This is a genomic window from Paenirhizobium naphthalenivorans (assembly GCF_007992095.1).
GTDB lineage: Bacteria > Pseudomonadota > Alphaproteobacteria > Rhizobiales > Rhizobiaceae > Allorhizobium > Allorhizobium naphthalenivorans.
Genome location: NZ_BJZP01000008.1, coordinates 1 through 25,191 on the forward strand (window position 1 = coordinate 1; position 25,191 = coordinate 25,191).

The window sequence follows — 25,191 nt, forward strand, 5'->3', positions numbered from 1 at the left end:
TGCCTCGCAGTCGACCTCGCTCAGCGGCATGGCCCAGCAGATGCGTCGCGCCAGCTGACGCAAAACCAGGCTCGCGCCACGCAAATCAAGCCGCCGGAGGAAACTCCGGCGGCTTTTCCATCTGGAGAACTGTTTCAGGAGGCGGAGCCGGCGGCGCCATCGAGATGCGCCACAAGCGCATCGATCTCACGGTCGGCATAAACCGCGATGCCGGCGCGACGCAGCAGGGCCACCGTCACGCCCTCACCGGAATGCCGGACACCGGAAAAGCTGCCATCGTAGATGAAGCCCGACCCGCAGGACGGGCTGCCGTCAATCAGCAACGCGAACCGGCAGTGCTGCGCCTTGGCGACGGCGACCGTCTTCTCCGCTCCAGCGATGAATTCGGCCGTCACGTCGCGACCGGTCACTTCCAGCACCCGGGCGCGACCTTCCAGCACATCATCGCCATTCATGCCGCTTTCGATTTCGGCGGGCGGGCGTGGTGTCGGCAGACCGCCGGACTGCTCGGGACAGAAACCGATCAGCCGGCCTTCCGCCATCCAGCGGGCGATCACCGGATGATGAAGCGGCTTGCCCTTGCCGTCATAGCGGACGGGGCGGCCGAGCAGGCAGGCGCTGATGAGGATCTTTTCCACGTCAGCGCCACCCCAATCAACCGACGATCTTGGAGAAATCTGCGACCGTGCCGGTCGCCTCGCGGATCGCCTTGAGGAGAGCCAGACGGTTGGCGCGGATCGCGGCGTCCTCGTCATTGACCAGAACATCCTCGAAGAATGTGTCGACCGGGGCGCGCAGCTTCGACAGCGCCTGCATGGCCGAGCGGAAGTCTTCCTTGGCCACGGCGTCGGCGGCTTCGGCGCTGGCGATTTTGATCGCGGCGAAGAGCGCCTTCTCCGCGTCGAGCGTCAGCAGGGCTTCCGACACGCCGTCAGCGACGACGGTGCCCTTCTTCTCTTCGGCGGCCAGAAGCTGGGTCGCACGCTTGGTGCCGGCCAGCAGGTTCTTTCCGTCTTCCGAGGTGATGAAGGCGGTGAGCGCCTCGGCGCGGCGGGCGACCATCAGCAGATCGTCGGCCTCGGGGGTGAGTACCGCATCGATGATGTCGTGGCGGGCACCCTGATCGCGCAGGTAGACCTTCAGGCGGTCGTGGAAGAAATCGAGCATCGATGACGTGACTTCCGAAAAATCCTCGACGACAATTCCACCTTCCCCACCTCCGAATACCTTATCTCGATATTCTCCTGTTTCACTAACCAGTTCAGCTAATCGCCTCGACTGTGCATACAGGCGCCTTACTTTGTGCGCCGCAAGAATCTTTGCGCTCAAGTTCAATATTGGAGCCAAATTAAGGCGAATGCCCCGCTCCAGGATCATCCGCACCACGCCCAGTGCCGCGCGGCGTAGCGCATAGGGGTCCTTCGAGCCGGTCGGCTTTTCGTCGATCGCCCAGAAGCCGACGAGCGTATCGAGCTTGTCGGCGAGCGCCACGGTGAGGCCCACCTTGTCTTCCGGCAGACGGTCGGAGGGGCCGTTCGGCTTCCAGTGATCCTCGATGGCGGCGGCGACGGCGGCGTCTTCGCCCTGGAGCAGCGCGTAGCGGCGGCCCATGAGGCCTTGGAGCTCGGGGAATTCGCCGACGGCTTCGGTGCGAAGATCGGCCTTGGCCAGAACCACGGCGCGGTCGACGAGGTCTGCGTCTGCGCCGACGATCGGCGCCAGTTCCTTCGCCAGCGCGCGGATGCGGGCGACGCGCTCACCCTGCGTTCCGAGCTTGGCGTGGAAGGTGACATTCAGCGCGTCGAGCTTGGCCATGCGCTGGTCAAGCGGCTTTTTCAGATCAAGGTCGAATTTCTTCGCCGAGGCTTCGAGATCGCCGAGATCCGGCAGGTCGCCCTGGTCGCGGGTCCAGAAATGCTTGGCGTCCGACAGGCGGGCGCGCACAACCTTGCCGTTGCCGTGCATGATCTCCTTGCCGCCGTCCCTGGCCTCGATGTTGGAGACGAGGACGAAATGGTTGGACAGGCCTTCGGTCGCGCCGTGCGGGCGGGTGACAAAGCATTTCTGGTTGGTCTTGATGGTCAGCCGGATGATCTCGGCCGGGATCTCCAGATATTCCGGCTCGAAGGTGCCAAGCAGAACGTGCGGATATTCGACCAAGCCGGACACCTCTTCGAGCAGGCCCTCGTCCTCGACGAGGTCGAGACCGTTGGCAAAGGCGAGATTGGCGGCGTCCTGTGCAATGATCTGCTTGCGGCGCTCGGCATCAAGGATGACCTTGGCCTTTTCCAGGCTGGCGACATAATCGTCGAAGCGGCGCACGGTAATGGCGTCCGGCGCATGGAAACGGTGGCCGTAGGTGACATTGCCGGCGGTGATGCCGTCGATCTCGAAGGGGATGACGACGGTTTCGTCGTGGTCGGTGCCGAAAGTGCAGACGATCGACTGGAGCGGGCGCACCCAGCGCAATGCTTCCGGGCCCTTGCCCTCGATGCCGGCGAAGCTCGAGCCCTTCGGCATGGAGGCAGCGCCTGAGCGCATCGATTTTAGCCAAGGGAAAGTGCGGATGATGCCGGGCATGACGTCGGCGACGATTTCCTCGGCGGCACGGCCAGGCTTGTCGAGATAGGCGACATAGAAATCGCCCTTCTTCGGATCGGTCTTGATCACCGCCTGATCGATCGAGGCAAGGCCCGCACCGCGCAGGAAGCCGTCGATCGCCTGTTGCGGCGCGCTGACACTCGGCCCCTTCTTTTCTTCACGAATGTCGGCCGAACGGGCCGAAAGGCCGCGAATGTCCAGCGTCAGGCGGCGCGGCGTCCAGTATTCGCGGGCGCCTTCGTAATGCAGGCCTGCCTCGACCAGCGCGTCGGTGACAAGCTTCTTCAGATCACCGGCCGCCTTGCGTTGCATGCGGGCGGGAATTTCCTCGGAGCGGAGTTCGAGCAATAGATCAGGCATAGGTTTTCTGCTTCATCTTGAAAGACATTCTTCGAGGTCGGGGCTTATCAAGGCAGGAGGTGATTGTCATCCAAAAAGCAGGAAAAACCATGGCGGGAAGGCCATCCCAGCCATGAAAACACCTAGAGCAAACGCCGCCGGAACAGAAGCAGGGTGATGAGCAATACCACCACACCCGATAGGGCGAACGGGATGACGACATGGCCGGCACCAGGGCTTGCGGCGACACTCCAAAAGATCTTCGCGCCTGCGCCCAGAATAGCGACCGCAAGGCCAAGCCGCCACGACCTGCGCCAGAAGGCCAGAACGAGCGCCACCCCATAAAGCACAATGGCGGCAAGACTGGCGATGATCGCGGGAGTCCAGCCGCCGCTAAGAACGCTCTGTTCCATAGCTAGGAACTGTTGAACCTCGGCCCGAGGAGCCGATGGGGCGGGAAACCAGAACATGGACGACAGGATCGCCAGCACACAGAACATCACGCCGCCGAGAGATCGCCGCCAAGCACAATAACAGAGGGGAAGCAGCAGCAAGGGCCGCACAACCCATGAGAGGGTGTTCTGATGCCGACGGAAAGCCCATTCGAAGAAAGCATCGTTGCCAAAGAACATCACGAGCAGCACGACGATTACACAACAGGCGGCGAGCGCGACAGTCCGGTCCAGAGATTTCAACGGCTGCCCTCCCTTGATGCGAAGGATCACCAGCCGCCGCCGCCACCGCCACCACCACCGCCACCGGAAAAGCCGCCGCCGGAGGAAAAGCCGGAGGACGAGCTTTTCGGCGGGGCCGGAATGGTGGAGGCGATGGTCGAGGCCATGGACCGCGAGAAGCCGCCGATCCGGCCGCCGAAACCGCCGGGATAGGCGCCGTGATACCAGGTCGGCTGGTAGCTCGCGGCAGCGGCCCCAGCGGCCGCCGAGGCAAGCCAGATTTCAAACGTCCGCGTCCAGGGCTTTTCGACCCCGAGCGCCACGGCGTAGGGCAGCAGGGTCTCGAAATGCTGCGGCGACATTTTCGGAGCACCCTGCATGTTGAGCCTGTCCTTCTCGGCCAGCGTCATATAGGTCCTCAGCCCCTCGATACCGTCCATCAGCTTTCGACCGACGGGCGTCGGCGCGCCCATCAGGAAGAAGAACAGCACGTTAAGCAGCACAATGCCGCCGACCGCGATCAGGACGTGAAGCTGGTTGATGTCGGAGAAGTCGATAAAGATCGCCAGAAAGGTGAAGATCACCACGGCTATGGCGACAAAACCAAGGACCGCCAACCCAATGATGGAAATGATCCGGACGGGGAGCGCCGCACCTCTTTGCACGCCCTTGCCGAGGCGAACCGCGAAGATGCCGAGGAACAGGGAAAGCATGATCGGGGCGAACAGCAGGCCGATCGTGTCCTCCGTCAGCGAACCGAAAATCAACAGGGCAGCGAGCGCGGCCACGCTGAGAACCACGCCGCCGACGATATAGCCGGTGTTTGCCTGGTAGTATTTTCCGCGATGCTCCTTCTCGATCGCACCGCGGAACTTGTTGCCGACCGATTGCACCCGCTTGCCGTTCGCCTTGTCGATGGTGAATTCGTCACCCGATTTGCCAAGCGACGCGATCAAAGCGGCCTGGCCGGCGGACAGCTTGCCAGTGACCTGCTTTTCCGTTCGCTGGACGACGATCGATTTTTCCAGATCATCGAGCACGACATAGCCCTTCACCGCCAGATCGAGCAGCGAGGCCGAAAGCGCCGTCCAACCCTCGCCGGAAAAGCCCTTGTTGTCGATATAGTTGACCAACGCCGGCGAAATGCCGTCGGGCGGATCCCAGCGCGGCACCATCACGCCCGCCTTCGGATCGCGGCCGACCGCGATCCAGAAACGCAGATAATAGAGCGCCACGAGGCCGAGGCCGCCGAAGCCGAGGATCGCATTGATGTTGTCGCGGATCCACCACCAGCCGACCTGCTCGCTCGAGGGCGCGGAAACGGTCCCCTTCGGCAGGCCGACGACAATGGTCAGGCCATTGCCGATGCCAAGGCGTTCGGTCGTTTCGAAATAGGGACCTTCCGCCGTCATCTCATAGCACGCATTGGTGGCGGTCGAGCCGAGATAACCGGTATAATAGGCCGTTCGCGTGGGGGTCGCGCCGCCCGGCAGAGTCACCAGGGCGGAGGCCTTGAGGATCGGGAAACGCCAGCCATTGCCGGTCACGTTCCAATAGAGTTCGTCATGATCGTCGAAATAGCGGATCTGCCGGCCGGTCGTATAGGTAATGGTATAGGTGTAGTCACCGGGATCGAGGAAAACGTCGGCCGAACCGGCATAAATGCGGATACCGCCGGTAATGCTCTCGGTGTGATAGTCCTCCGGCTCACCGTCGCGCTCGACCGAGAGGAGGTTGAAATCGACCTCGACGCGACGGCCATCGGCATCTTCGGCATAGAGCGGAAAGTCGCGGAAGATGCCGCGCTTGATCTCTTGCCCCTCGGCGCGCACCGTGATCGTCTCGGTCACGGTAAGCGTCGCATCGGAGGAAACGGCGATATCGGCGTGATAGTCGCGGATAACCTCGGCGGCCAGAGACTGCCCCGCCGCAGCAAGAACGAGGAAGACTGCCGTCAGGAGGCCGAGCATCGCTTTCATGCCATCTAATCCTGCTTGAACTGAACGCCGAGCGAGCCGAGCGCATCCCAATAGCCGGGATAGGTCTTGGCGACACAGCCGGGGTCGAGAATGGTGATGTCGCGGATTTTCAGGCCGGCCAGCGCAAAGCTCATGGCGATGCGGTGGTCGGCGAAGGTGTCGATCTCGGCCGGAAGGCTCTGGCCGGTGAGTGCCGGATCGGAATGGACGATGAGGTCGTCCCCCTCCTCCACCGCCAGACCCGTACGGATGTTGTTGAGCCCGGTCGAAAGCGCCCGGATGCGGTCGCATTCCTTGACCCGGAGATTGGCGATGCCGACGAAACGGACCGGCGTCTCGTTGAAGGCGGCAAGCACGGCGATCGTCGGGATGGCGTCCTGCATCTGTGAGCCGTCGATGACGGCCGGCATGTGCGGGAAGGCGGAAATGACATCATAGGCCCGGGCATCTGGCTGGGTGAATTCTCCGGCCGGCGTGCTGATGTCAATCGCCCCCCCGGTCAGCACCTGCGCGCCCCAGAGATAGGTCGCGGCCGAGGCGTCCGGCTCGATGTGGAAATCGGTGGCGGTATAGCCGGTCGGCTCGATGCGCCAGGACGCTGGTGTCGGCTGGCTGACCTTCGCCCCGAAGGCGCGCATGGCGGCCAAGGTCAAATCGATATAACCGCGTGCACCGATATCGGCGCCGGCTAGCTCGATCTCGAACGGTTCCGCCCCACAGGCCGCCGCCATTTGCAGGGCGGAGACATATTGGCTGGAGAGGCCGGCGTCGATGACGACCTTGTTGCGAGTGAAGGCGCCCTTGGCGTCGATGGTTACCGGCGGGCAGCCGGTCGGCGCCTCGATAGCCACCCCAAGCGATTTCAGCGCCTCGACCAGCGGCTTGATCGGCCGCTTGCGCATGTGCTCGTCGCCGTCGACGACATAGCGACCGGAACCAAGAGCGAGCGCGGCGGTGAGGAAGCGCGTGGCTGTCCCGGCATTGCCGAGGAAAAGAGGTTCGGCCGGGGCTTTCAATTCGCCTGAGCCGGTGACCACGAATGTCGTGGCGTCGGGTTCATCAACGGTGACGCCCATGGCGCGCAGGGCGTCGGCCATATAGCGCGTGTCGTCGCTCTTCAACGCGCCGGTCAGCCGGCTCGTGCCCCTGGCGAGTCCGGCCAGCAGCAGCGCGCGGTTGGTGATCGACTTGGAGCCGGGCGGGTCGACGCGCCCGCAAAGCGGACGGCCCGGCGGAAGGATGGTCAGTTTGTCGGTTTTCATGCGGGGTCTCGAAGCGGGAACAGCGGGCCCGCGTTTAGAATTTCACGGTCGGGACGGCGCGGTCGGCGTCGTTGGCAATCTCGAAATAACCGGCTTTGGTGAAACCGAAATTGCGGGCCACCAGATTGGACGGAAAGCTGTCGACCCTGACGTTGAGGTCACGGGCGGCGCCGTTATAATAGCGCCGCGACATCTGGATCTCTCCTTCGATCGCATCGAGCGAACGGTGCAACTCCATGAAGTTCTCGTTGGCCTTGAGATCCGGATAGGCTTCGGCAAGAGCCACGATGCGTCCGAGAGCCTGACCGAGCAGTCCTTCTGCTGCGGCACGGCCCGCCACGTCGCCCGCCGGCACGGCCTGGGCCCGGTTCCTCAGCTCGACCACTTCCTCGAAAGTCGACTTCTCGTGGGCCGCATAGCCCTTCACCGTCTCGATCAGGTTGGGAATAAGATCGGCGCGGCGCTTCAGCTGAACATCGATGCCGGACCAAGCTTCCTCGGTCATCTGCCGGGATTTGACGAGACCGTTATAGACGGAGACCGCATAGAGAGCGACAAGGACGAGAATAGCAAGCGTGATATACATGGCGATGCTCCAGCCGGTGCAAGGATAGTCGGACCTTAGGCGTTCAGCCGGGGAAAGTCATCATCAGATCGCGCGGTGCGCGATCTCAAGGCACGTCACTGCGAACGGCTGCGGCAGATGTCAGACGCTCGGTTTCGGCGAGTTCACGAAGTGCCAATTCCTGTCCGGTGGAGACGATGCGCATATAGGCATTGCTCAGCATCAAAAGGACCAGATGAGCGATCGCTCCGAGAGCGGCGATCTGCATCAATCTCTGGCTCGCGGCGGGATTGGAAAAGCCCTCGACTGGCGTGGCATTGACGATCTGCCACAGACCATAGGCAAGGAAGCCGCAAAAGACCATGCCGGCCGGATACCAAGGGAAGGCCGAGACGGGCCGCTCCTCTTCTGCCGCCGCGAAGGCTTCAAGATCAATCAGGACCTGGAGTGGCATCCAGTAATTGACGATCGGCACGAGGAACCCGACGACAGCAACCCAGGGCGCATAACGAACGCTTTCCCGATTCACCGCGCGGGCCAGCACGACGGACAGCCAGATCCAGCGGAGGAAGACGAGAATGGCAACGGCCTCCAGCACGGTGAGGCAGAGGTCGAAGACACCCGAGGCGTTCAGCATGACCTGAAAAGCCGCGCTGTCGGCGCCGGTGCGAAAGGTCGAGCCAGTGTGCTCTATGACGTAGCTGACGAAGGCGATGTAGAGATAGAAGCCGACCGATAGAACCAGCATCGAGCCGCTGAGCCATGCCAAAACAACCCAGGCGCGGCGAGCCCATGACAGCCCGTCGGCCAGAGACTTAGCCGGCAGAGGCCGGCCTTTGCTCATGCAGCCTTGCCGAAGTTCGCTCCACCGGCGTCAGTCAGCAGGAAGGCCTCCCCGCAAGCCTTGGCCAGTGTACGAACGCGCAGGATGTAGCTCTGCCGCTCAGTCACCGAAATCACCCCGCGCGCATCGAGCAAGTTGAAGACATGGGACGCCTTGATGCACTGGTCATAGGCCGGGAAGACGCATTTGTGCAGGCGCTGATTGTCGTTTTCGCCGGGCGCGCCGGCGGCGAGCAGCGCCAGGCATTCCTTCTCGGCGTCGACGAAGTGGCGGTGCAGCATTTCGGTATTGGCGAATTCGAAATTGTGCCTGGAATACTCCTGCTCTGCCTGCAGGAAGACCTCGCCATAGGAGATCTTCTCGTCGCCCTCGCGACCGTTGAAATTGAGGTCGTAGACGTTGTCGACGCCCTGGACATACATGGCGAGGCGTTCAAGGCCGTAGGTCAATTCGCCGGCGACCGGCGAACACTCAATGCCGCAGACCTGCTGGAAATAGGTGAACTGCGACACTTCCATGCCGTCGCACCAGCACTCCCAGCCGAGACCCCAGGCGCCGAGCGTCGGGCTTTCCCAGTCATCCTCGACGAAGCGGATGTCATGCAGCAGAGGGTCGAGGCCGATGGCGGCCAGCGAGCCGAGATAGAGTTCCTGCAGGTTGGACGGGTTCGGCTTCAGGATGACCTGGTACTGATAATAGTGCTGGAGACGGTTGGGGTTCTCGCCGTAGCGACCGTCGGAGGGGCGACGCGAGGGCTGCACATAGGCGGCCTTCCAAGGCTTGGGGCCAAGCGCGCGCAACGTGGTGGCTGGATGAAAGGTGCCGGCGCCCACTTCCATGTCGTAGGGCTGAAGAACCGCGCAACCCTTGTCCGCCCAGTAGTTGTGAAGGGTCAGGATCAGCGCCTGGAACGAGCGCTTGGGGTCCATATGGGGGGCGAGGCTGGTCTCGGTCATGGGGGATCCGGTTTTTCATCAAAAAAACTTGCGGTGAGGTGGCACACTGCTCTTAGCCGGTCAAGTGCGGCTGCGGCCAAAGTCTCGCCACTATCTTCATTTGTTGACAGTGATGAAGTCAACTCTCTATTAATTTCCGACTTTTAACTAAGACCCAAGGAACTCGCCATGATCAACGTCTTCATTGGATACGACCCACGCGAGGCCGTCGCCTACCACGTCTGTGCGAACAGCATGATCCGTCATTCGAGCGAGATCCTGGCGCTGACGCCGCTCGCTCTCAACAATCTCGGCGCCTATAAGGAGACGCATAGCGACGGTTCCAACCAGTTCATCTATAGCCGCTTCCTGCTGCCGCACATCATGAACTACAACGGCTGGGCGCTGTTCGTCGATGGCGACATGCTCGTTCGCGATGACCTTGCCAAATTGTGGGCACTGCGCGACGAGACGAAAGCGGTCATGTGCGTGCATCACGACTACAAGACCAAGGCCAAGACCAAGTATCTGGGTTCAACCAATGCCGACTACCCGCGTAAGAACTGGTCGAGCGTGGTTCTGTGGAACTGTGGCCATCCGGCGAACAAAGTCGTCACACCCGAATTCGTTATGAATGCCACCGGCGCGCAATTGCACCGGTTCACCTGGCTTTCGGATGACCTTGTCGGCGAACTGCCGAAGATCTGGAACTGGCTGCCGGACGAGTTCGGACCGAACCCGGACGCCAAGCTACTGCACTGGACGCTTGGCACGCCGTGCTTCCACGAATATGCGACCGCGCCGATGGCTGGTGAATGGCACCGCGAAAAGCTGCTGACCGATTTCAGCATTCAGCATACGGTCAACGGTCCTTTCGAGGATGAAATCGCCAGCGCGGCAGAAAATAAAGCTGCTGAATAAAGCGGCGGGCAGATCGTAAAATACAGGGCGGCCTTCGAGGTCGCCTTTTTTACTCTCCCTCGCGCTTCACCCGATATTCGCCGGTCACCTCGTCCTTGACCAGCGTGCCCATGGCGCCGGTCTGGCGCTCCTTCTCAGACGCCTTCGACTTGGCCGCCAACTTCTGCGCATCGGTCACGAAGCGGCGATAGAGGTAGTAGGCACCCCCAATCAGAACGACGAAGAAAATGATCCGCGACATATCCCCTCACGCAGTCAGAGCCCGTAACGGCTCCACAATGCCTTTTCTTCCAGTGTCTCGGCAAGCCCGGATACAGCCATAGCCGCGACCTGCTCCAGCCCGGCGCCTTTCGCGTCCACGCCCGGAAGCCGCCGGCCGAAGAAATCCCGGGAACCGGAGACCAGTTCCAGCTTGGCATCCCTGCCGTAGCGCTTCTTGATCTCCTCGCGCATGCCGCCGAGACTGTCGACAAGGCCGAGTTCCAACCCGCGCCGACCAGTCCAGAACAGACCGGAAAAGATATCGGCATGATCGACAAGGGCGCTGCCGCGGCGCGATTTCACCATGTCGATGAAGATCTCGTGGATCTCGACCTGCAACGACTTCAGGTAATCGATGTCGCTTTCCTTTTCCGGCTGGAAAGGATCGAGGATCACCTTGTTCTCGCCAGCAGTATAGACGCGCCGTTCAACACCGATCTTCTTCAGCAGTTCCGGAAAGCCGAAGCCGCCGGAGACCACCCCGATCGAGCCGACGATTGACGTGGCGTCAGCGAAAATCTCGTCGCCGGCCAATGCGATCATGTAGCCGCCGGAAGCCGCGACGTCCTCGACGAAGACCAGAACGCGCTTGTTCTTTTCCTCGGCGAGCGCGCGGATGCGATCGAAGATCATACGCGACTGGACCGGCGAACCGCCCGGCGAATTGATAGACAGAGCAACGGCCGGACTGTCCTTCTTGGCGAAGGCTTTTTCCAACGCTGGCGCGACACTCGCCAGATTGAGTTGCGGCTTGAACCGGCTGCCGCCGCTCATGATCGCACCGTGCAGGCGAACAACCGGAATCACCAATCCGTCATCACGGAACCGCTTGGGCACAAATCGCTTGAGAAAACCGGCCATTCACATCTCCTGCTGCACATGCTGTGGACGCTGATGTATGTATTTCACGCGGAAACACAATGGCCTAACGCAGATCATCATACGCTGGCATTCTGTGCTCTTGCGCCGCAGGGCAATAGCGCATAGCCTTCTTGCGAATTATTCGCATTACAAAACTCAGACAACAAGAACAGGCCATGGCTGAAGCGCAAGACAAAAGCAGGACCTCTCCCGGCTGGACCAGGGAACGCGGAGAACCGAGTCTGTCAGACGTGCACGCGTCCATATCGGTGAAGTCTACCAGCCCTTACTGGCGCCGCGCGCTCGCCTTTCTCGGACCGGGCTATCTTGTCGCCGTCGGCTACATGGACCCCGGCAATTGGGCCACCTCGCTCGCCGGCGGCTCTCGGTTCGGCTACGCCCTTCTGGTCGCCATCCTGATCTCCAGCCTCATGGCCATTCTCTTGCAGTCGCTTGCCGCACGGCTTGCGATCGCCTCCGGGCGCGATCTCGCGCAGGCCTGCCGTGATTCCTATCCGATGCCGGTCAACATTATTCTCTGGCTGCTGGCTGAAATCGCCATCGTCGCCACCGACGTCGCCGAAGTAATCGGCACCGCGATCGGCATACAACTGATCTTCGGCATACCTCTCGAGATCGGCGTCCTCATCACCGCGGCGGATGTCTTCATCATCCTCCTGCTGCAGCGGCTCGGTTTCCGATGGGTCGAGGCCTTCGTAATCACACTGACCGTCATTATCGCTGCAAGCTTCGCCATCCAGCTGACGCTCGCAGGCCCAGACTGGGGCGGCGTTGCGGCGGGCTTCCTGCCTTCAGCGCAGATCGTGCTGGACCCAGAAATGCTCTATATCGCCATCGGGATCATCGGGGCGACGGTCATGCCCCACAATCTCTACCTGCATTCCGGCATCATCCAGACGCGGCAGGTTCACACCGGCATCAAAGCCAAGCGCGAAGCCCTTACCTTCGCCACCTTCGATTCCACCCTGGCATTGTTTTTCGCCTTCCTGGTCAACGCCTCCATCCTCATCCTCGCCGCCGCGGCATTCCATGGCAGCGGGCATCAGGATGTCGCCGAACTCGGCGATGCGCACGCGCTGCTTTCGCCCTTGCTCGGCAGCACGGCGGCACCGATATTGTTCGGCGTGGCACTCTTGTGCAGCGGCCTCAACTCGACAGCGACGGCGACGCTGGCGGGCCAGATCGTCATGGAGGGCTTCGTCAACCTGCGGGTCAGCCCGTGGATCCGGCGGCTCATCACGCGCGGGCTTGCCATCATTCCAGCCGCCGTCGTCACGATCTGGTTTGGCGAGAGAGGGACCGCCGAACTGCTGATCCTCAGTCAGGTCGTCCTCAGCCTTCAATTGCCCTTCGCCGTCATCCCCCTGGTGACGATGACCGCCAGCCGCGCAAAGATGGGCGCGCTGGTCTCGCCGCGGTGGCTCTCCGGCCTGGCCACATTGATCGCCGTTGTCATCATCCTGCTCAACATGAAGCTGGTCATCGATTTCATTGCCGGATGAGGCCAAAAGACGCGTCGCATCACTTCCGGCGATAGGCGGAGCGGCCGTTGTTCAGGTCATCGACAAAGGCGGAGAACTTGTGGCTGGTCGGATCGTCGTGCATCAGGAGCGGCGACCGCAAGTTGAGCCGGGCCTTCGAACCCTTGATCGCCGTCACCAGGATGCGCACGGCGTTCTCGCCCGCCCGCGGATAGACGGGTGTTACCTCCAGCCCGCCGAAGCGGCGGCCACAGGCATCGATGATCTCGGCGACCGATTGCGGCCGGGCGATCAGCGACAATTGCCCGCCCGGCACCATGATCGCGCCGGCAGTGCGGATCCAGCCCTCAAAAAGGCCTTCGGTCATCGCATGGGCTTCGGCCTTCAACGCATCCGGCGTCTTGCGATCGCCCGCATCGTTGAAGGGCGGGTTCATGATGACATGATCGAAAACATCATCAGCAAGGCCGGCGGCAACCCGTGCACGACCGGTCAGCGTCACGTCCGCCTCGATCAGCACCACGCGGGGGGCGATCGCGGCGTTCTCCGCCAGCGCCAGGCTCTTGGCCGCGAAGGCGATCATCTCGGCAGACCGCTCGACCAACGTGACCTCGGCCTGCTCCAGCCGGGCCGCCACGGCGAGACCGGCAGCACCGGCCCCGGCACCGAGATCGGCGACCCGGATAGGCCCTGGGGCGTCAACCAGCGAGGCCAGCAGCATGGCGTCCATACCGGCGCGGTGGCCCCTGCCCTTCGGCTGGACCAGATGAAAGCGACCACGGTGAAAGGCGTCGACGGTTTCTGCGATCTGTGGGGCGCCTGGCACGGGTCAAGCCTCTGGATCGAGCAACTCGTCGCCAAGGCCGGCATCCGTCAGAATGCGGCGCGCCTCATCCGCCCGATCGCCCTCGACCAGCAAACGACGCGGTAGCATGCCGAGCGAACCTTCAAGAATGCTCATCGCCTGATCGGCGATCATGCAGGAAATCCCGGCATCCTTCATCAGGCTTTCGGCGAAGGACAGGACAACGGCGTCGTTGCTGCGGATAATCTCGTGCATTGCGCCCCAAACCCTTCCTAAAACGGCCTGGGCGGCTGATTCGCTCTTGCCCATCATGCCGCCACTTTTTATTGTCGCGCCGAGAATGCAATAGGAGTCCGGTGCGTTGGGCGTAGTCATACCGCTTGAGGAAAATAAAAACAAACAGGCTTCCATCCAGCCTCTGGTGGACCTGACCAAGCCGGGTATGGAACGGGTGAACCAGCTCATTCTGTCGAAGGCCGGCTCGGATGTGCAGATGATTCCCGAAGTGGCCAATCACCTGATCTCGTCCGGTGGCAAGCGGCTCCGGCCGATGCTGACGCTCGCCTCTGCGGCACTGTTCGGCTACCAGGGCGACGGCGATGTCAAGCTCTCGACCAGCGTCGAGTTCATGCACACAGCCACGCTTCTGCACGACGACGTGGTCGATGAGAGCGATCTTCGCCGCGGCAAGTCGACGGCACGGATGATCTGGGGGAACCAGGCGAGCGTACTGGTCGGCGACTACCTGCTCGGCCAAGCCTTCCGCATGATGGTCGAAGTCGGCTCGCTCGAAGCGCTCGACGTACTGTCAGCGGCCGCGTCGGTAATCGCCGAAGGCGAAGTGCTGCAATTGTCGGTCGCCAAGAACATGGAGACCACGGAGGACGACTATCTTTCAGTCATCCGGGCCAAGACGGCGGCCCTCTTCGCCGCTGCGGCGGAAGTCGGTCCGATCGTCGCTGGCGCCGACAAGGCCGGGCGTAACGCACTCAAGTCCTACGGGATGAATCTCGGACTGGCCTTCCAGTTGGTCGACGACGCGCTCGACTACGGCGGCAAGGCCGTCGATCTCGGCAAGAATGTCGGCGACGATTTCCGCGAAGGCAAGATCACGCTTCCGGTCATCCTTGCCTATCGCCGCGGCACCCAGGAAGAGCGTGCTTTCTGGCGCGAGGCGATCGAGCAGGGTCACAACGACGACGCCCGGCTGGAAAAGGCGCTCGGCCTGATCACGAAATACGGTGCGCTCAATGAAACGATCGCCCGCGCCCTGCATTACGGCACGATCGCCCGCGATGCGCTGGCGCCGCTGCCCGAGACGGAATGGAAGTCCGCCCTCATGGACGTGATCGATTTCTGCATCGCCCGAGTGAATTGAAGTGGCCGGCATGTCGCCTTGCGAGGCTGCTTCAAAAAAGCCATTCTGTGCATGAATAATTCCCGCATTCTGGGGTATCAACAGCCCATGGCGGCTGGTCATCGATTCTGAAAGGCTCTTTCATGCGGCAAAGACTTGCCATCCGTCTGCTCGCCGGTACGGCGCTCGCCTTCCTGGTTAGCGTTTTCCCCTCCGGTATCGTGCATGCCCAGGCCACCGACGAGGTGAAGCCAGCCGAATCGGAGACCTTCGACAGCCAGAGCGTCGACACGTTCTCCGGAGCCTTTCTCGCTGCCCGCACGGCCGATGCCGACCGCGACTACGAGAACGCCATCGCGCTCTACAAAAAAGCGCTGTCCTTTTCGCCGAATGAACTCGACATCCAGGAACGGCTGATGATCGCCCAGTTCATGAATGGCGATTTCGACGACGGCGTGGCACTTGCCGAAGAGCTGAAGAACGACGAGGCGATCGAGCGTGTCACCTCGGTCGCACGCGCTCTCGAGGCGATCCGCAGGCAAGATTTCGCCGGCGCCGAGAAGATCCTCACCTATAGCGGCCCGAATGACCTCGACCGCCTGATGAACCAACTGCTCGTCGCCTGGGCCAAAGTGGGAGCCGGCCAGGGCAAGGAAGCGCTGGCCCTTGTCGAAGGCCTCAAGGGTCCGGACTGGTATGGCATCTTCCAGCATTACAACGCCGGTGCGATCGCCGCGCTGATCGGTGAGCCCGATGCGGCACGCCGCAATTTCACCGATGCCGTGGTCGACAAATCGGGTGCTGCCACTGCGCCCGACACCTTTACCCGAACCATTATTTCGCTGGCAACGCTTGAGGCGCAACAGGGCAACAAGCAGAAGGCGCTGGACGCCATTTCCGCCGGAGACGCACTAATCGCCAATTTCGCGCCCTTCAAGGCCCTGCGTGAACGCATTAATGCCGACGAAAAGCCGGATTCTCTGGCCAAGACCGCAGCTGAGGGAGCGGCCGGCGTTCTCTTCTCGATCGGCGGTGCACTCAATCGCGATGGCGCGGGAGACACGGTCACGCTCTACCTGCAGCTCGCCCGCGCGCTTGATCCGACGAGCGCCGACACGCTGATCCTGCTCGGCGGGATCGCCGAGAACGCCAAGCAACCGGAGCGGGCTATCCGCTTCTACAGCGAGGTGCCCGCCACTTCGCCGATGCGCCGGATCTCCGAACTACAGCTTGGCATGACACTCGCCGAGACCGGCAAAGTCGATGAAGCCCGGCAGCACCTCCAGTCGCTGATCTCTTCCGATCCGTCCGACATCCGCAGCTACCTCGCCTATGGCAGCGTGCTGTCCGACGCCAAAGACTATCCGGCCATGGCGGAAAACTACGACAAGGCCGTCGAGATCATCGGCTCGAACCCGGTTCGCAGTGACTGGTCGATCTTCTTCCAACGCGGCATCGCCTATGAACGGCTGAAGAAGTGGGATCAGGCGGAGCCCAATTTCCGCAAGGCGCTGGAACTCAATCCGGACCAGCCGCAAGTGCTGAACTATCTCGGCTATTCCTGGGTCGACATGAACCGCAACCTCGAGGAAGGCCTCGACATGATCCGCAAGGCGGTCGAATTGCGCCCCGATGACGGCTATATCGTCGATTCGCTCGGCTGGGCCTATTACCGCCTCGGTCGTTTCGACGAAGCCGTGACGGAACTGGAACGTGCGGCCGAACTGAAGGCCGGCGACGCGACCATCAACGACCATCTGGGTGACGGTTATTGGCGCGTCGGGCGCAAGCTCGAAGCGACTTTCCAATGGAAACGGGCACTCGCCTCCAAGCCGGAACTGGCCGAGATTCCGAAGATCGAGGCAAAGCTGCGCGACGGTCTTCCCGAGGTCACACCGCGGGTCGTCGCGAAGGACACCGAGGCCGCACAGGCAGATGCCATGAGCGATGCCGAAAAAGGTCAGGCACCGGCAATCGAAACGGACAGTTACACCGTCAAGGCGGGCGATTCGCTTTGGGACATCGCCACCGAGGCCTTAGGGGACGGTCAGCGCTTCATCGACCTGATCAATGCCAATCCGGACCTCAAGCGCCATCCCGACCGGATCTTCCCCGGCCAGCTGCTGAAAATGCCGAAGAGCGGCAACTGACGCCATGTCGGCGGAGACGACAAGCGAGGCAGCGCCAGCCAAGATCAATCTGGCGCTGCACATCACCGGGCAGCGCGCCGATGGCTACCATCTGCTGGACAGTATCGTCGCCTTCGCAAGCCATGGCGACCTGTTGACCTTTTCGCCTGCGGATCGAGACGGCTTCGGCCTGGCCGGCCGCTTCGGCGCATCGCTCTCGGCCGAGGCCGGGGGCAAGGACGACAATCTCGTATTGAAGGCACGTGATCTCCTGCGCGCGGCCCTTGCCGCCGACGGGCATGTCATGGAGCCCGTCGCCATAGAACTGGAAAAGAACCTGCCCGTCGCCTCCGGGATCGGCGGCGGATCGGCGGATGCGGCGGCGACGCTGCGCGGCCTGCTGCGTTTCTGGCGGGCTTCCCTCCCCCCCGAGACACTGTCGGCCATCGCCCTCAAGCTCGGCGCCGACGTTCCGATGTGCCTTGAAAGTCGCCCCCTGCGTGCCCGCGCCATCGGCGAGCGGATCGATATGCTCGGCTCCATACCGCGCTTCGCGCTCGTGCTCGCCAATCCGCTGAAGTCGGTCTCGACGCCGGACATTTTCCGGCGCCTGGCAAAGCGTGACAATCCGCCGATCGGTACGCTCCCCACCTCTTGCGACATCGCCGCGTGGATCGCCTTTCTCTCGGGCTTGCGCAACGACCTTGAAGCACCAGCAAGGGCGATTGTCCCGGAGATTGCCAGTGTTTCCACGGCGCTGCGGGAGGCCGGCTCTCAACTGGTTCGCATGTCGGGATCCGGCGCCACTTGCTTCGGCATATTCTCCGACAGAGAGCAAGCCGAGAAAGCCGCCCTTGAGTTGGAAAGCCGCCACCCTGACTGGTATGTTCAGGCGACCGAGACGGAGAATGGCTCTGCGGGCTGACCCGGATGCGCCAAAGGGCGACTTGATCCCGAGGCTTAGCGGCGGCCCTGCCGCGCAACCCAGGACGGGACGATTTCACTGGAGAGCCGACGCGGCTTCAGCCCCAGGGCCAGTTGAGAGAGCTGCATGCCGGATCTGGCCAGCGCCAGCGCCTCGCGCTTCTGCAAAAGCAGGCCGGTTTCCAGCGGCGGGCTGCGGTGGCCAATCCGCTTGTAGAACGGGCGTCTGTGCGCACGCGACACGGAGAAACGTGCCGACACCTTGTGGAGTGCGACATATTCGCCGATCTCGTCGATCCAGCCGTTGAGCGGCCGCGCGCCGGCCTCGACCAACAACAACCACTCCCCCCGCGCCGCCCGCAGTACATCCTTGATGTCCCATTGGGCGTAATAACGACAACCGGCAGCGTCTGCGATACGCAACACGCCATCTGATGAACCGTGGTCGAGAACGACCACGTCACTGACAAGTCCCTCAACCGCGCCGGCGACGAGCACAGCGAGCGTCTGAGCAAGCTCGGGCTCCTGGTCGCGACATTCCATCATCACTGTCAACATCTCTTATCTTTACCGCATCGCACAAACCAACGCCACTGCGACTTTCCGCATTTTGTTCTTGCATTGTTCTCATTTCGGCGGTAGGAATTTAGTCATCGAAACGGGGATAATGCCCCCGTGAGGAGCTAACATGAACGAGCTGTCCCTTGTGGCGCAGGCTGCCTTTCAGCCTGCCAATACGGCAGATATTGCCGATGCGATAGTTGCTGGCTCCGGTCTTCGGATCGAGATTGACCGGCGCCGCGGACGAGCTGCCGGGATGAATCCTTCCGGGCGCTTCGAGACCCGTGAGCGGGTCACCTTCGACGACGGCTGGGAGAGCCTCGAGGACATGCCGCCCTTTCGCACCGAGGTGCAAGTTGAGCGGCCACGCAGCGTCATCACCCGCAACGATTCACCCGATATTCCTTTCGACCGTTCGATCAACCCCTATCGCGGCTGCGAGCATGGTTGCATCTATTGCTTCGCGCGCCCCACCCACGGCTACATGGGACTATCGGCCGGGCTCGATTTCGAGGCAAAGCTGTTTGCCAAGCCCGATGCGCCCAAGCTGCTAGAGCGGGAACTCGCCAAGCCCGGCTACAAGCCGCGCACCATCGCGATTGGCACCAATACCGATCCCTACCAGCCGATCGAACGGGAATGGCGCATCATGCGGCAGATCCTCGAGGTGCTGGACAAGGCCAACCATCCGGTGGCGATCGTCACCAAGTCGGCGCTTATCCTGCGCGATCTCGATATCCTGTCGTCGATGGCATCGCGCGGGCTGGCCAAGGTGGCGATCTCCGTCACCACGCTTGACCGCAAGCTGGCGAGAACCATGGAGCCACGAGCCTCGACACCAGCGAAGCGGCTGGAGGCGATCCGGGCGTTAAACGAGGCGGGCGTGCTGACCGGCGTACTGATGGCACCGGTCATTCCCGCACTCAACGACCACGAGATCGAGCGCGTACTGGATTCGGCCAAGGCGGCAGGCGCCAGCGAGGCAGGCTATGTGTTGCTGCGCCTGCCCCTCGAAGTGAGCCCGCTGTTTCGCGACTGGCTGCTGCAACACTATCCGGATCGCTACCGTCACGTCATGTCATTGGTGCGGTCCATGCGCGGCGGCAAGGACTATGACGCCGAATTCGGCAAGCGGATGAAGGGGGCTGGTCCCTATGCCTGGCAGATCAGCCGGCGCTTCGAGATGACGACCAAACGGCTCGGCCTCGTTCGCCGCGGTATGCACCTGCGTGACGACCTGTTTATGCCGCCAAACGGCAGTGGTGTGCAGCTGTCACTGCTGTGAGGGTGCCGCCGACCGCTTCCCGACCCGTTCCAGGCGATGCCGTTCGGCGTGGCGATCAGGAACGACGGTTGCGATCAAGTTGAAACGGGGCGGTTCGCCGCTCCGACGAGAAATTGGCCAGCGTGCTGGCCATCGTTCTTTCCGGTGAGGTCCGCCGCCTCGCGCCGGGAAAAAAGTCCCCGGCTGCCGCTTCGGTGGTTGCCTCCCCTGCCGGCCATCGATGTCGGGGACTTGCAGGAGGTCGGGTGCGCGTGCGATTTCTGCCGCATGAAATCTCGCACGCCACCCGATTCTCCTGATCTTTTTGCCAAGCGGCCGTCAACGCCCGATTTCGAGTTCGAAAAACTCGCGGCCGAGCGCGGCCTTTTTCCTGTCGCCGGCACTGACGAGGCCGGACGAGGTCCGCTTGCCGGGCCTGTTGTGGCCGCCGCCGTCATTCTCGATGCGAACAATATCCCGGCCGGGCTCAACGATTCCAAGAAACTGACCGCCGCCCACCGCGAGCGCCTGTTCGAGGAGATCATCCTGTCGGCAACGGTCTCGATCGCCTCTTCGTCGCCACGCCACATCGACGCCCTCGACATCCGCAAGGCAAGCCTCGACGCCATGCGTCGCGCGGTGGCGGGCCTCGCGCTTCCGCCGCGCCACGTCCTGATCGATGGTCGCGACGTTCCGGAGGGACTGATCTGCCCGGGCAAAGCTCTGGTCAAGGGTGACGCCCGCTCGCTCTCGATCGCGGCCGCCTCGATTGTCGCAAAGGTAACCCGCGACAGGATGATGACGCGTGCGGGCCTCGTCTTCCCTGCCTATGGCTTTGAGAGCCACGCCGGCTACGGAACCGACCGTCACCGAACGGCGATCGTGGTGTATGGCCCTTGTATCCTGCATCGCATGAGCTTTCGCCCCTTGCGGCGCGATGATCCGGACACCGACAGGTAGAAGAAAGGTTCGCCGAATGCCCCCCGGATCAGGCGGCTCGGTTTCGCCGTCCTGACCATTTGACGCCCAGCCCCCCCTCGCCCGATCGGGGATATGGCAGGCAAAGAAAAAGCCGGGCGTCTCCACCCGGCTTTGCGATTCAGACTGGCCGATGCCTCAGTTGAGGCGGGTCTTGACCTCACCAACGGCGCCCTTGAACAGCTTGTCCTGAACGCCGGCGTCGGCCTTCTTGACGAGGAGCATTTCCGCAGCGGCGATCGAGAGATCGACAGCAGCGGCGCGCACGGCGTTGACGGCTTCCGTCTCGGCCTGCTTGATCTTCTGCTCGGACAGAGCGTTGCGGCGTGCCACGAACTCTTCGGTCTTCTGCTTGGCTTCGGCCGTCAGCATGGCGGCCTCGCGTTCAGCAGCGGCGATGATGCCTGCGGCCTCCGCTTCGGCTTCCTTGCGCTTGCGCTGGTATTCTGCCAGCACATGCTGAGCCTCCTCACGCAGACGCTTGGCTTCTGCCAGTTCATCACGGATCTTGCCGGCCCGCTCGTCGAGCGACTTTGCCACCATGCCCGGTACTTTAAGATAGACGATCAGAGCCAGGAAGAGCAGCAGGCCGACGAAGGCGAAGAATGTTGCGTCGAATTGCATGTTCAAGCCCCCTGCTTGGCGGTAACGCCGCTGACGGCCGCCTTGATGTCGGCCGCGGTCGCCTTGGCGCCAATCAGCTGCTCGACGATCGTGCCGACGGTGTCGACGGCGATGGTATCGACCTCGGCGAATGCCTTGGCCTTGATCTCGGCGATGCGCGCTTCTGCGGCTGCAACCTTGCCGGCGAGTTCCGCCTCAACGGCGGTCCGCTCGGCGTCAGCCTTGGCCTTGGCACTTTCGCGGGCGGTCGCTGCGATCTGCCCGGCTTTGGCCTTGGCAGTGGCGAGCTCACGCTCATAGGTTTCGATGGCAGCATCGGCCTCGGACTTCAGCCGGGCAGCCTCATCGAGATCCTGTGCGATCCGGTCATGCCGGTTTTCCAGGATGCCACCGACGCGCGGTACGATGACCTTCTGCATGAGCACGTAGAAAAGACCGAACGTAATCACCAGCCACAAGAGCTGCGAGGCGTAGGTCGACTGGTCGAACGGCGGAAAAACGCCACCACCATGCCCCTTGGCGGGGGCAACACCGGTCTCCGTATGAACTTCGCCGTGTGCAGGGGTCTCTTCGGTATGAACCTGACCCTGTGCGGGGGCTGCTTCGGCGGGAGTCTGGCCCTGCGCCGGGGTTTCCTGCGCATAGGCGGGGGTCACGAACATGCTCACCTCCAGGTGTATTCTCAAATGCGAAGGATCACGGCCGCCCCAAGGCGAGCCGTGACCCCATTACCCGGCCGATATTAGACGGCGAACAGGAGCAGGAGAGCGATGAGCAGCGAGAAGATGCCCAGAGCTTCCGTAACGGCGAAGCCGAATACCAGACGGCCGAACTGGCTGTCAGCGGCAGACGGATTGCGCAGAGCGCCGGACAGGTAGTTGCCGAAGATGTTGCCGAGGCCGAGAGCCGTGCCGGCCATACCAAAGCAAGCCAAACCTGCGCCGATGTACTTTGCTGCTTCCGCTTCCATGATTGATCTCCTTAGAATGGTTGTTGCGGCGAATGACTGACGCCTTCAGGCGCCAATGTCGTTATCCTTAGTGCCCGCCAGGGTGAATTGCGTCGTTGAGGTACATGCAAGTCAGTACCGCAAAAACATAAGCCTGCAGGAAGGCGACGAGGAACTCGAGACCGGTCAGAGCGACCGTCATGATCAGGGGCAGAACGGCGCCGCCGATGCCCATCGCACCAAGGGTTCCGAGCGAGGCGACGAAGCCTGCGAACACCTTGAGCGTAATATGTCCGGCCAGCATGTTGGCGAACAGACGAATGGAGAGCGAAATCGGACGCGAAAGGAACGAGATCACTTCGATCGGCACGACGAGCAGCAATAGCGCCGCCGGCACGCCCGAAGGCACGAAGAGCTTGAGGAAGCCGAACCCGTGCTTCATGAAGCCATAGACCAGCACGGTGCCGATAACGAAGATCGCCAAGGCGAAGGTCACGACGATCTGGCTGGTGATGGTGAAGAAGTAAGGCATCATGCCGAGCAAGTTCGCGGTCAGCACGAACATGAACAGCGAGAAGACCATGGGGAAGAATTTCATGCCATGACTGCCGGCACCTTCACGCAGCATCGAGGCGATGAATTCATAGGACATCTCGGCGACCGACTGAGCGCGGGTCGGGATCAATCCGCGGCTGGACGTCGAGAAATACAGGAATGCGGAGGCGCAGGCGACCGTGGCAACCATGAACAGCGAAGCGTTGGTGAACGAAAAATCAATCCCGCCGATCTCGATCGGAACAATCTTCTGGATCTGGAACTGATGAGTCGGATCGTTTGACACCGTCTGGTCTCTTTCGCTTTTAGCCCGCCCACGGGCGGATACCTGCCTATTTCACGCTTCGCAACCTTATCGATCGGCGTCGCGCTTATTCCCTGCCTCAGTACTTCGGTCCGCCGGATGGGGCGACGCCACTTTGCCCGCGGTCCTCAGCACATTCAAAACACCGGCACAGAACCCGAGTAACAGGAGCACGATCATGCCCCAGGGCGCAGTACCGACAAAACGGTCGAAAAGATAGCCCAGGATTGCGCCAACAACGACAGCGGAGATGAATTCGCTCGAAAGCTTCATGGCCTCGGCATAACCCTTGCGGCTCTGCTCGGCCCGCTCGTCGGCGGCTTCTTCACCCCTCGTCTCGACCCCCTTCACCGCCAATTCGGCAGCGAGGCGCCTGCGACGCTCTTCCAGACTCTTTTCGCGGTTTTCCGTCATGATCTCGCATCCGTCCGTTTCTGCGTTTCACCGAACCATCCGCGGCCCGACAGCACTGTAGATACGGCAGGATTTGAACCCTTCCAGCCCGTCTTGAAGTCGCGCGCACCATAATTTTGAGCGCCCGCATAGTCAAGGCATACCAAGGGCAAGTTTCACCACAAATTAACCGGGAAAAATCATAGACTTAAGTCGAAACCGCCGAATCTTGGGGAGAGTTTCGGACAAAAGGCCGCCATTGGTCGCAGGCGGGCGGGCTTTTTGTCGAAGATCAGCTCCAGCCGCCGCCATAGGTGCGGTAGAAGACATGTAGACCGATACGGCCGACCTTCTTCATCGTACGCGCCCAGCCGGGGCGAACATATATGGCGTGATAGTGAGTCGAGGATCCGACCTCCTTCAGCCAGATCTTGCCTGCGGTAACGGCCAGCGCCACTTCGCGCGCCACCTTCCAGTGGTACTGGGAATTCACCCGATCCTTGATATTGTCGCAGGCGAAAGAGAATTGGCAGCGGTTGCGCCAGTCCTCGTTCTGGTAGACGACCCCGCAGATCGTATCGGGATAAGCGGGATTACGCACGCGGTTGAGGATAACCTGGGCGACGGCCGCCTGGCCCTTCACCGATTCGCCGCGCGCTTCAAAATAGACGCCGGAGGCCAGGCACTGCTGCTCCCGGACGGAAAAGACCGCGGGCGGCAGGACGGACGCCGCCCAGGCATGGTCATCAGGCCCGATCTTCGGGACAAAACGGCCCGCTCCCGGCTTCTTCGTCAACAGGGCATCGAAGGGTGAGACGCTGGCGAAATCAGGCTCGGGTGGCGCATAGGCCGTCGCCAGCACATCGGCCTGGCGGTTGGTGACAAGAGACGCGAGCATGGCCGGCACGCCGACATCTGCCTTTGGAGCACTCTTCTTGAAATAGAAGCTGGCGAGTTCGACCGGCTTGGCCTTGGAGTGAACGAAGGCCGTCAGTTCATTTGGCGTGGTCTTGGGGGCGAGGAGCGAAGAGGTCCGCTGCAGGACGGACCCCGCAGTGAAGGCCTTGGGCGGCTGCATCGCCTCGACAGCGACCACCCTGCCCCTCTTGAGACCACGGGTGACACGGTCCTCGTCCGGCAACGGATCGGCCTCGGATTTGCCGCCGTCAAAGGCGATCTTACGGCCGTCGGGCAGCAGGATGCCGCTGTCCTTGTTCAATGCGGAGGAAGCCTCCGCGTCGCTAAAGGCGAGCTGTGACTGATGCAGCGACCCCGCCGGCGACGCGGTCAGCACCATGCGCCAATTGCTCGATCCACGATCGATACCGGTAATCAGCCCGGCGAGATCCGCCTGGGCTGCGATCGAGGGAAAGGCGAGCCAAGACACGAGGCCAAAGACCACGGGCGATGTCCACTTCTCCAGACGGAAGACGGACAAATTCGGCAGACGGCTTCTCTGACGCAAAACCGGTACTCCATACATGATCACGGTTACATTAGAGAAATATGCATCGTTAACCTTGATGTCTGGTTAATGCCCAAACCGTTCGTGGCGTCGATCGACGCAAAAGGCCGCCGGATCACTCCGGCGGCCTTGCAGGTAT

General features: G+C 62.0%; 25 protein-coding genes and 1 pseudogene. 7 read left to right on the forward strand and 19 right to left on the reverse strand.

The window, feature by feature from the left end:
- Positions 1-134: 134 nt before the first annotated feature.
- The 8 genes from RNA01_RS09880 to RNA01_RS09915 all read right to left on the reverse strand — a co-directional run bounded on the left by RNA01_RS09880 (position 135) and on the right by RNA01_RS09915 (position 9,193).
- Entirely contained in the window at positions 135-638 is a 504-nt protein-coding gene (locus tag RNA01_RS09880; RefSeq protein WP_235916555.1) for a 2-thiouracil desulfurase family protein, read from the reverse strand.
- 16 nt (positions 639-654) lie between these two features.
- A complete protein-coding gene (glyS, locus tag RNA01_RS09885; protein ID WP_147179991.1) occupies positions 655-2,961 on the reverse strand; it encodes a glycine--tRNA ligase subunit beta in 2,307 nt (768 codons plus the stop codon).
- 122 nt (positions 2,962-3,083) lie between these two features.
- A complete protein-coding gene (locus tag RNA01_RS09890) occupies positions 3,084-3,635 on the reverse strand; it encodes a hypothetical protein (protein WP_147179993.1) in 552 nt (183 codons plus the stop codon).
- A gap of 26 nt (positions 3,636-3,661) precedes the next feature.
- Entirely contained in the window at positions 3,662-5,593 is a 1,932-nt protein-coding gene (locus RNA01_RS09895; RefSeq protein ID WP_147179995.1) for a DUF2207 domain-containing protein, read from the reverse strand.
- A gap of 5 nt (positions 5,594-5,598) precedes the next feature.
- Positions 5,599-6,855: a 3-phosphoshikimate 1-carboxyvinyltransferase gene (gene aroA, locus RNA01_RS09900; protein WP_147179997.1), complete on the reverse strand. Its 1,257-nt coding sequence runs from the start codon at positions 6,853-6,855 to the stop codon at positions 5,599-5,601.
- A 34-nt stretch (positions 6,856-6,889) separates the two neighbouring features.
- The gene (locus RNA01_RS09905; RefSeq protein ID WP_147179999.1) at positions 6,890-7,441 is read right to left on the reverse strand and encodes a LemA family protein; all 552 of its coding nucleotides are present in this window, start codon (positions 7,439-7,441) and stop codon (positions 6,890-6,892) included.
- Between the two features lie 85 nt (positions 7,442-7,526).
- Positions 7,527-8,264: a DUF4328 domain-containing protein gene (locus RNA01_RS09910; protein WP_147180001.1), complete on the reverse strand. Its 738-nt coding sequence runs from the start codon at positions 8,262-8,264 to the stop codon at positions 7,527-7,529.
- A complete protein-coding gene (locus RNA01_RS09915; RefSeq protein ID WP_147180212.1) occupies positions 8,261-9,193 on the reverse strand; it encodes a glycine--tRNA ligase subunit alpha in 933 nt (310 codons plus the stop codon). Before RNA01_RS09915 ends, RNA01_RS09910 begins: the two co-directional genes overlap by 4 nt.
- A gap of 195 nt (positions 9,194-9,388) precedes the next feature.
- Here RNA01_RS09915 and RNA01_RS09920 point away from each other — a divergent pair, with 195 nt between their 5' ends.
- Complete coding sequence (locus RNA01_RS09920) at positions 9,389-10,120, forward strand: glycosyltransferase (protein WP_147180003.1); 732 nt, start codon at positions 9,389-9,391, stop codon at positions 10,118-10,120.
- A 49-nt stretch (positions 10,121-10,169) separates the two neighbouring features.
- On the opposite strand, the gene RNA01_RS09925 is transcribed toward RNA01_RS09920, so the two are convergent.
- Entirely contained in the window at positions 10,170-10,361 is a 192-nt protein-coding gene (locus RNA01_RS09925) for a hypothetical protein (protein ID WP_147180005.1), read from the reverse strand.
- Between the two features lie 14 nt (positions 10,362-10,375).
- Entirely contained in the window at positions 10,376-11,242 is an 867-nt protein-coding gene (locus tag RNA01_RS09930) for a S49 family peptidase (RefSeq protein WP_147180006.1), read from the reverse strand.
- A gap of 176 nt (positions 11,243-11,418) precedes the next feature.
- On the opposite strand from RNA01_RS09930, the gene RNA01_RS09935 reads away from it, so the two are divergent.
- Entirely contained in the window at positions 11,419-12,765 is a 1,347-nt protein-coding gene (locus RNA01_RS09935) for an Nramp family divalent metal transporter (protein ID WP_147180008.1), read from the forward strand.
- A gap of 19 nt (positions 12,766-12,784) precedes the next feature.
- Here RNA01_RS09935 and RNA01_RS09940 read toward each other — a convergent pair whose 3' ends face one another.
- Positions 12,785-13,570 (reverse strand): tRNA1(Val) (adenine(37)-N6)-methyltransferase, encoded by a 786-nt coding sequence (locus RNA01_RS09940; protein WP_235916557.1) that lies wholly within the window; start codon positions 13,568-13,570, stop codon positions 12,785-12,787.
- A 3-nt stretch (positions 13,571-13,573) separates the two neighbouring features.
- On the reverse strand, positions 13,574-13,804 hold the full coding sequence (locus RNA01_RS09945) for a putative signal transducing protein (RefSeq protein WP_147180010.1): 231 nt from the start codon (positions 13,802-13,804) through the stop codon (positions 13,574-13,576).
- A gap of 106 nt (positions 13,805-13,910) precedes the next feature.
- On the opposite strand from RNA01_RS09945, the gene RNA01_RS09950 reads away from it, so the two are divergent.
- The 3 genes and pseudogenes from RNA01_RS09950 to RNA01_RS09960 all read left to right on the forward strand — a co-directional run bounded on the left by RNA01_RS09950 (position 13,911) and on the right by RNA01_RS09960 (position 17,960).
- Complete coding sequence (locus RNA01_RS09950) at positions 13,911-14,927, forward strand: polyprenyl synthetase family protein (RefSeq protein WP_147180012.1); 1,017 nt, start codon at positions 13,911-13,913, stop codon at positions 14,925-14,927.
- Positions 14,928-15,049: 122 nt separating this feature from the next.
- Positions 15,050-16,822: pseudogene (locus RNA01_RS09955) on the forward strand (tetratricopeptide repeat protein); the annotation flags it as partial.
- A gap of 238 nt (positions 16,823-17,060) precedes the next feature.
- On the forward strand, positions 17,061-17,960 hold the full coding sequence (locus RNA01_RS09960; RefSeq protein ID WP_147180015.1) for a 4-(cytidine 5'-diphospho)-2-C-methyl-D-erythritol kinase: 900 nt from the start codon (positions 17,061-17,063) through the stop codon (positions 17,958-17,960).
- Between the two features lie 35 nt (positions 17,961-17,995).
- On the opposite strand, the gene RNA01_RS09965 is transcribed toward RNA01_RS09960, so the two are convergent.
- The gene (locus RNA01_RS09965) at positions 17,996-18,517 is read right to left on the reverse strand and encodes a glycosyltransferase family 2 protein (protein WP_147180017.1); all 522 of its coding nucleotides are present in this window, start codon (positions 18,515-18,517) and stop codon (positions 17,996-17,998) included.
- A gap of 130 nt (positions 18,518-18,647) precedes the next feature.
- Between RNA01_RS09965 and RNA01_RS09970 the strand changes: the two genes are divergently transcribed.
- Together RNA01_RS09970 and rnhB are read left to right on the forward strand one after the other, a co-directional pair.
- The gene (locus RNA01_RS09970) at positions 18,648-19,805 is read left to right on the forward strand and encodes a PA0069 family radical SAM protein (RefSeq protein ID WP_147180020.1); all 1,158 of its coding nucleotides are present in this window, start codon (positions 18,648-18,650) and stop codon (positions 19,803-19,805) included.
- Between the two features lie 267 nt (positions 19,806-20,072).
- Positions 20,073-20,744, forward strand: a complete 672-nt coding sequence (gene rnhB / locus RNA01_RS09975; protein WP_147180022.1) for a ribonuclease HII — start codon at positions 20,073-20,075, stop codon at positions 20,742-20,744.
- A gap of 156 nt (positions 20,745-20,900) precedes the next feature.
- Here the strand turns inward: rnhB and RNA01_RS09980 are convergent, their stop codons facing one another.
- The 6 genes from RNA01_RS09980 to RNA01_RS10005 all read right to left on the reverse strand — a co-directional run bounded on the left by RNA01_RS09980 (position 20,901) and on the right by RNA01_RS10005 (position 25,070).
- Complete coding sequence (locus RNA01_RS09980) at positions 20,901-21,386, reverse strand: F0F1 ATP synthase subunit B (RefSeq protein WP_147180024.1); 486 nt, start codon at positions 21,384-21,386, stop codon at positions 20,901-20,903.
- 2 nt (positions 21,387-21,388) lie between these two features.
- Positions 21,389-22,048, reverse strand: coding sequence for a F0F1 ATP synthase subunit B (locus tag RNA01_RS09985; RefSeq protein ID WP_147180026.1), 660 nt, complete (start codon positions 22,046-22,048; stop codon positions 21,389-21,391).
- A gap of 80 nt (positions 22,049-22,128) precedes the next feature.
- Positions 22,129-22,356 carry a F0F1 ATP synthase subunit C gene (locus RNA01_RS09990; RefSeq protein ID WP_006466154.1) on the reverse strand — a complete coding sequence of 76 codons (228 nt, stop codon included), beginning with the start codon at positions 22,354-22,356 and terminating at the stop codon, positions 22,129-22,131.
- Positions 22,357-22,423: 67 nt separating this feature from the next.
- Positions 22,424-23,176 (reverse strand): F0F1 ATP synthase subunit A, encoded by a 753-nt coding sequence (locus RNA01_RS09995; RefSeq protein WP_147180028.1) that lies wholly within the window; start codon positions 23,174-23,176, stop codon positions 22,424-22,426.
- Positions 23,177-23,242: 66 nt separating this feature from the next.
- Positions 23,243-23,608, reverse strand: coding sequence for an AtpZ/AtpI family protein (locus RNA01_RS10000; RefSeq protein WP_147180030.1), 366 nt, complete (start codon positions 23,606-23,608; stop codon positions 23,243-23,245).
- 271 nt (positions 23,609-23,879) lie between these two features.
- Positions 23,880-25,070, reverse strand: coding sequence for a cell wall hydrolase (locus tag RNA01_RS10005; protein WP_147180031.1), 1,191 nt, complete (start codon positions 25,068-25,070; stop codon positions 23,880-23,882).
- Positions 25,071-25,191: the final 121 nt, after the last annotated feature.

What these genes read in the sequence shown, in the direction of transcription:
- RNA01_RS09960 (WP_147180015.1), top strand. Translation starts at nt 17,061, where the DNA reads ATGTCGGCGGAGACGACAAGCGAGGCAGCGCCAGCCAAGATCAATCTG.
- glyS (WP_147179991.1), bottom strand. Translation starts at nt 2,961, where the DNA reads ATGCCTGATCTATTGCTCGAACTCCGCTCCGAGGAAATTCCCGCCCGC.
- RNA01_RS09970 (WP_147180020.1), top strand. Translation starts at nt 18,648, where the DNA reads ATGAACGAGCTGTCCCTTGTGGCGCAGGCTGCCTTTCAGCCTGCCAAT.
- RNA01_RS10005 (WP_147180031.1), bottom strand. Translation starts at nt 25,070, where the DNA reads ATGTATGGAGTACCGGTTTTGCGTCAGAGAAGCCGTCTGCCGAATTTG.
- RNA01_RS09895 (WP_147179995.1), bottom strand. Translation starts at nt 5,593, where the DNA reads ATGAAAGCGATGCTCGGCCTCCTGACGGCAGTCTTCCTCGTTCTTGCT.
- RNA01_RS09965 (WP_147180017.1), bottom strand. Translation starts at nt 18,517, where the DNA reads ATGTTGACAGTGATGATGGAATGTCGCGACCAGGAGCCCGAGCTTGCT.
- RNA01_RS09930 (WP_147180006.1), bottom strand. Translation starts at nt 11,242, where the DNA reads ATGGCCGGTTTTCTCAAGCGATTTGTGCCCAAGCGGTTCCGTGATGAC.
- RNA01_RS09920 (WP_147180003.1), top strand. Translation starts at nt 9,389, where the DNA reads ATGATCAACGTCTTCATTGGATACGACCCACGCGAGGCCGTCGCCTAC.
- aroA (WP_147179997.1), bottom strand. Translation starts at nt 6,855, where the DNA reads ATGAAAACCGACAAACTGACCATCCTTCCGCCGGGCCGTCCGCTTTGC.
- RNA01_RS09945 (WP_147180010.1), bottom strand. Translation starts at nt 13,804, where the DNA reads ATGCACGAGATTATCCGCAGCAACGACGCCGTTGTCCTGTCCTTCGCC.
- RNA01_RS09925 (WP_147180005.1), bottom strand. Translation starts at nt 10,361, where the DNA reads ATGTCGCGGATCATTTTCTTCGTCGTTCTGATTGGGGGTGCCTACTAC.
- RNA01_RS09990 (WP_006466154.1), bottom strand. Translation starts at nt 22,356, where the DNA reads ATGGAAGCGGAAGCAGCAAAGTACATCGGCGCAGGTTTGGCTTGCTTT.
- RNA01_RS09980 (WP_147180024.1), bottom strand. Translation starts at nt 21,386, where the DNA reads ATGCAATTCGACGCAACATTCTTCGCCTTCGTCGGCCTGCTGCTCTTC.
- RNA01_RS09910 (WP_147180001.1), bottom strand. Translation starts at nt 8,264, where the DNA reads ATGAGCAAAGGCCGGCCTCTGCCGGCTAAGTCTCTGGCCGACGGGCTG.
- RNA01_RS10000 (WP_147180030.1), bottom strand. Translation starts at nt 23,608, where the DNA reads ATGACGGAAAACCGCGAAAAGAGTCTGGAAGAGCGTCGCAGGCGCCTC.
- rnhB (WP_147180022.1), top strand. Translation starts at nt 20,073, where the DNA reads ATGAAATCTCGCACGCCACCCGATTCTCCTGATCTTTTTGCCAAGCGG.
- RNA01_RS09905 (WP_147179999.1), bottom strand. Translation starts at nt 7,441, where the DNA reads ATGTATATCACGCTTGCTATTCTCGTCCTTGTCGCTCTCTATGCGGTC.
- RNA01_RS09985 (WP_147180026.1), bottom strand. Translation starts at nt 22,048, where the DNA reads ATGTTCGTGACCCCCGCCTATGCGCAGGAAACCCCGGCGCAGGGCCAG.
- RNA01_RS09935 (WP_147180008.1), top strand. Translation starts at nt 11,419, where the DNA reads ATGGCTGAAGCGCAAGACAAAAGCAGGACCTCTCCCGGCTGGACCAGG.
- RNA01_RS09915 (WP_147180212.1), bottom strand. Translation starts at nt 9,193, where the DNA reads ATGGACCCCAAGCGCTCGTTCCAGGCGCTGATCCTGACCCTTCACAAC.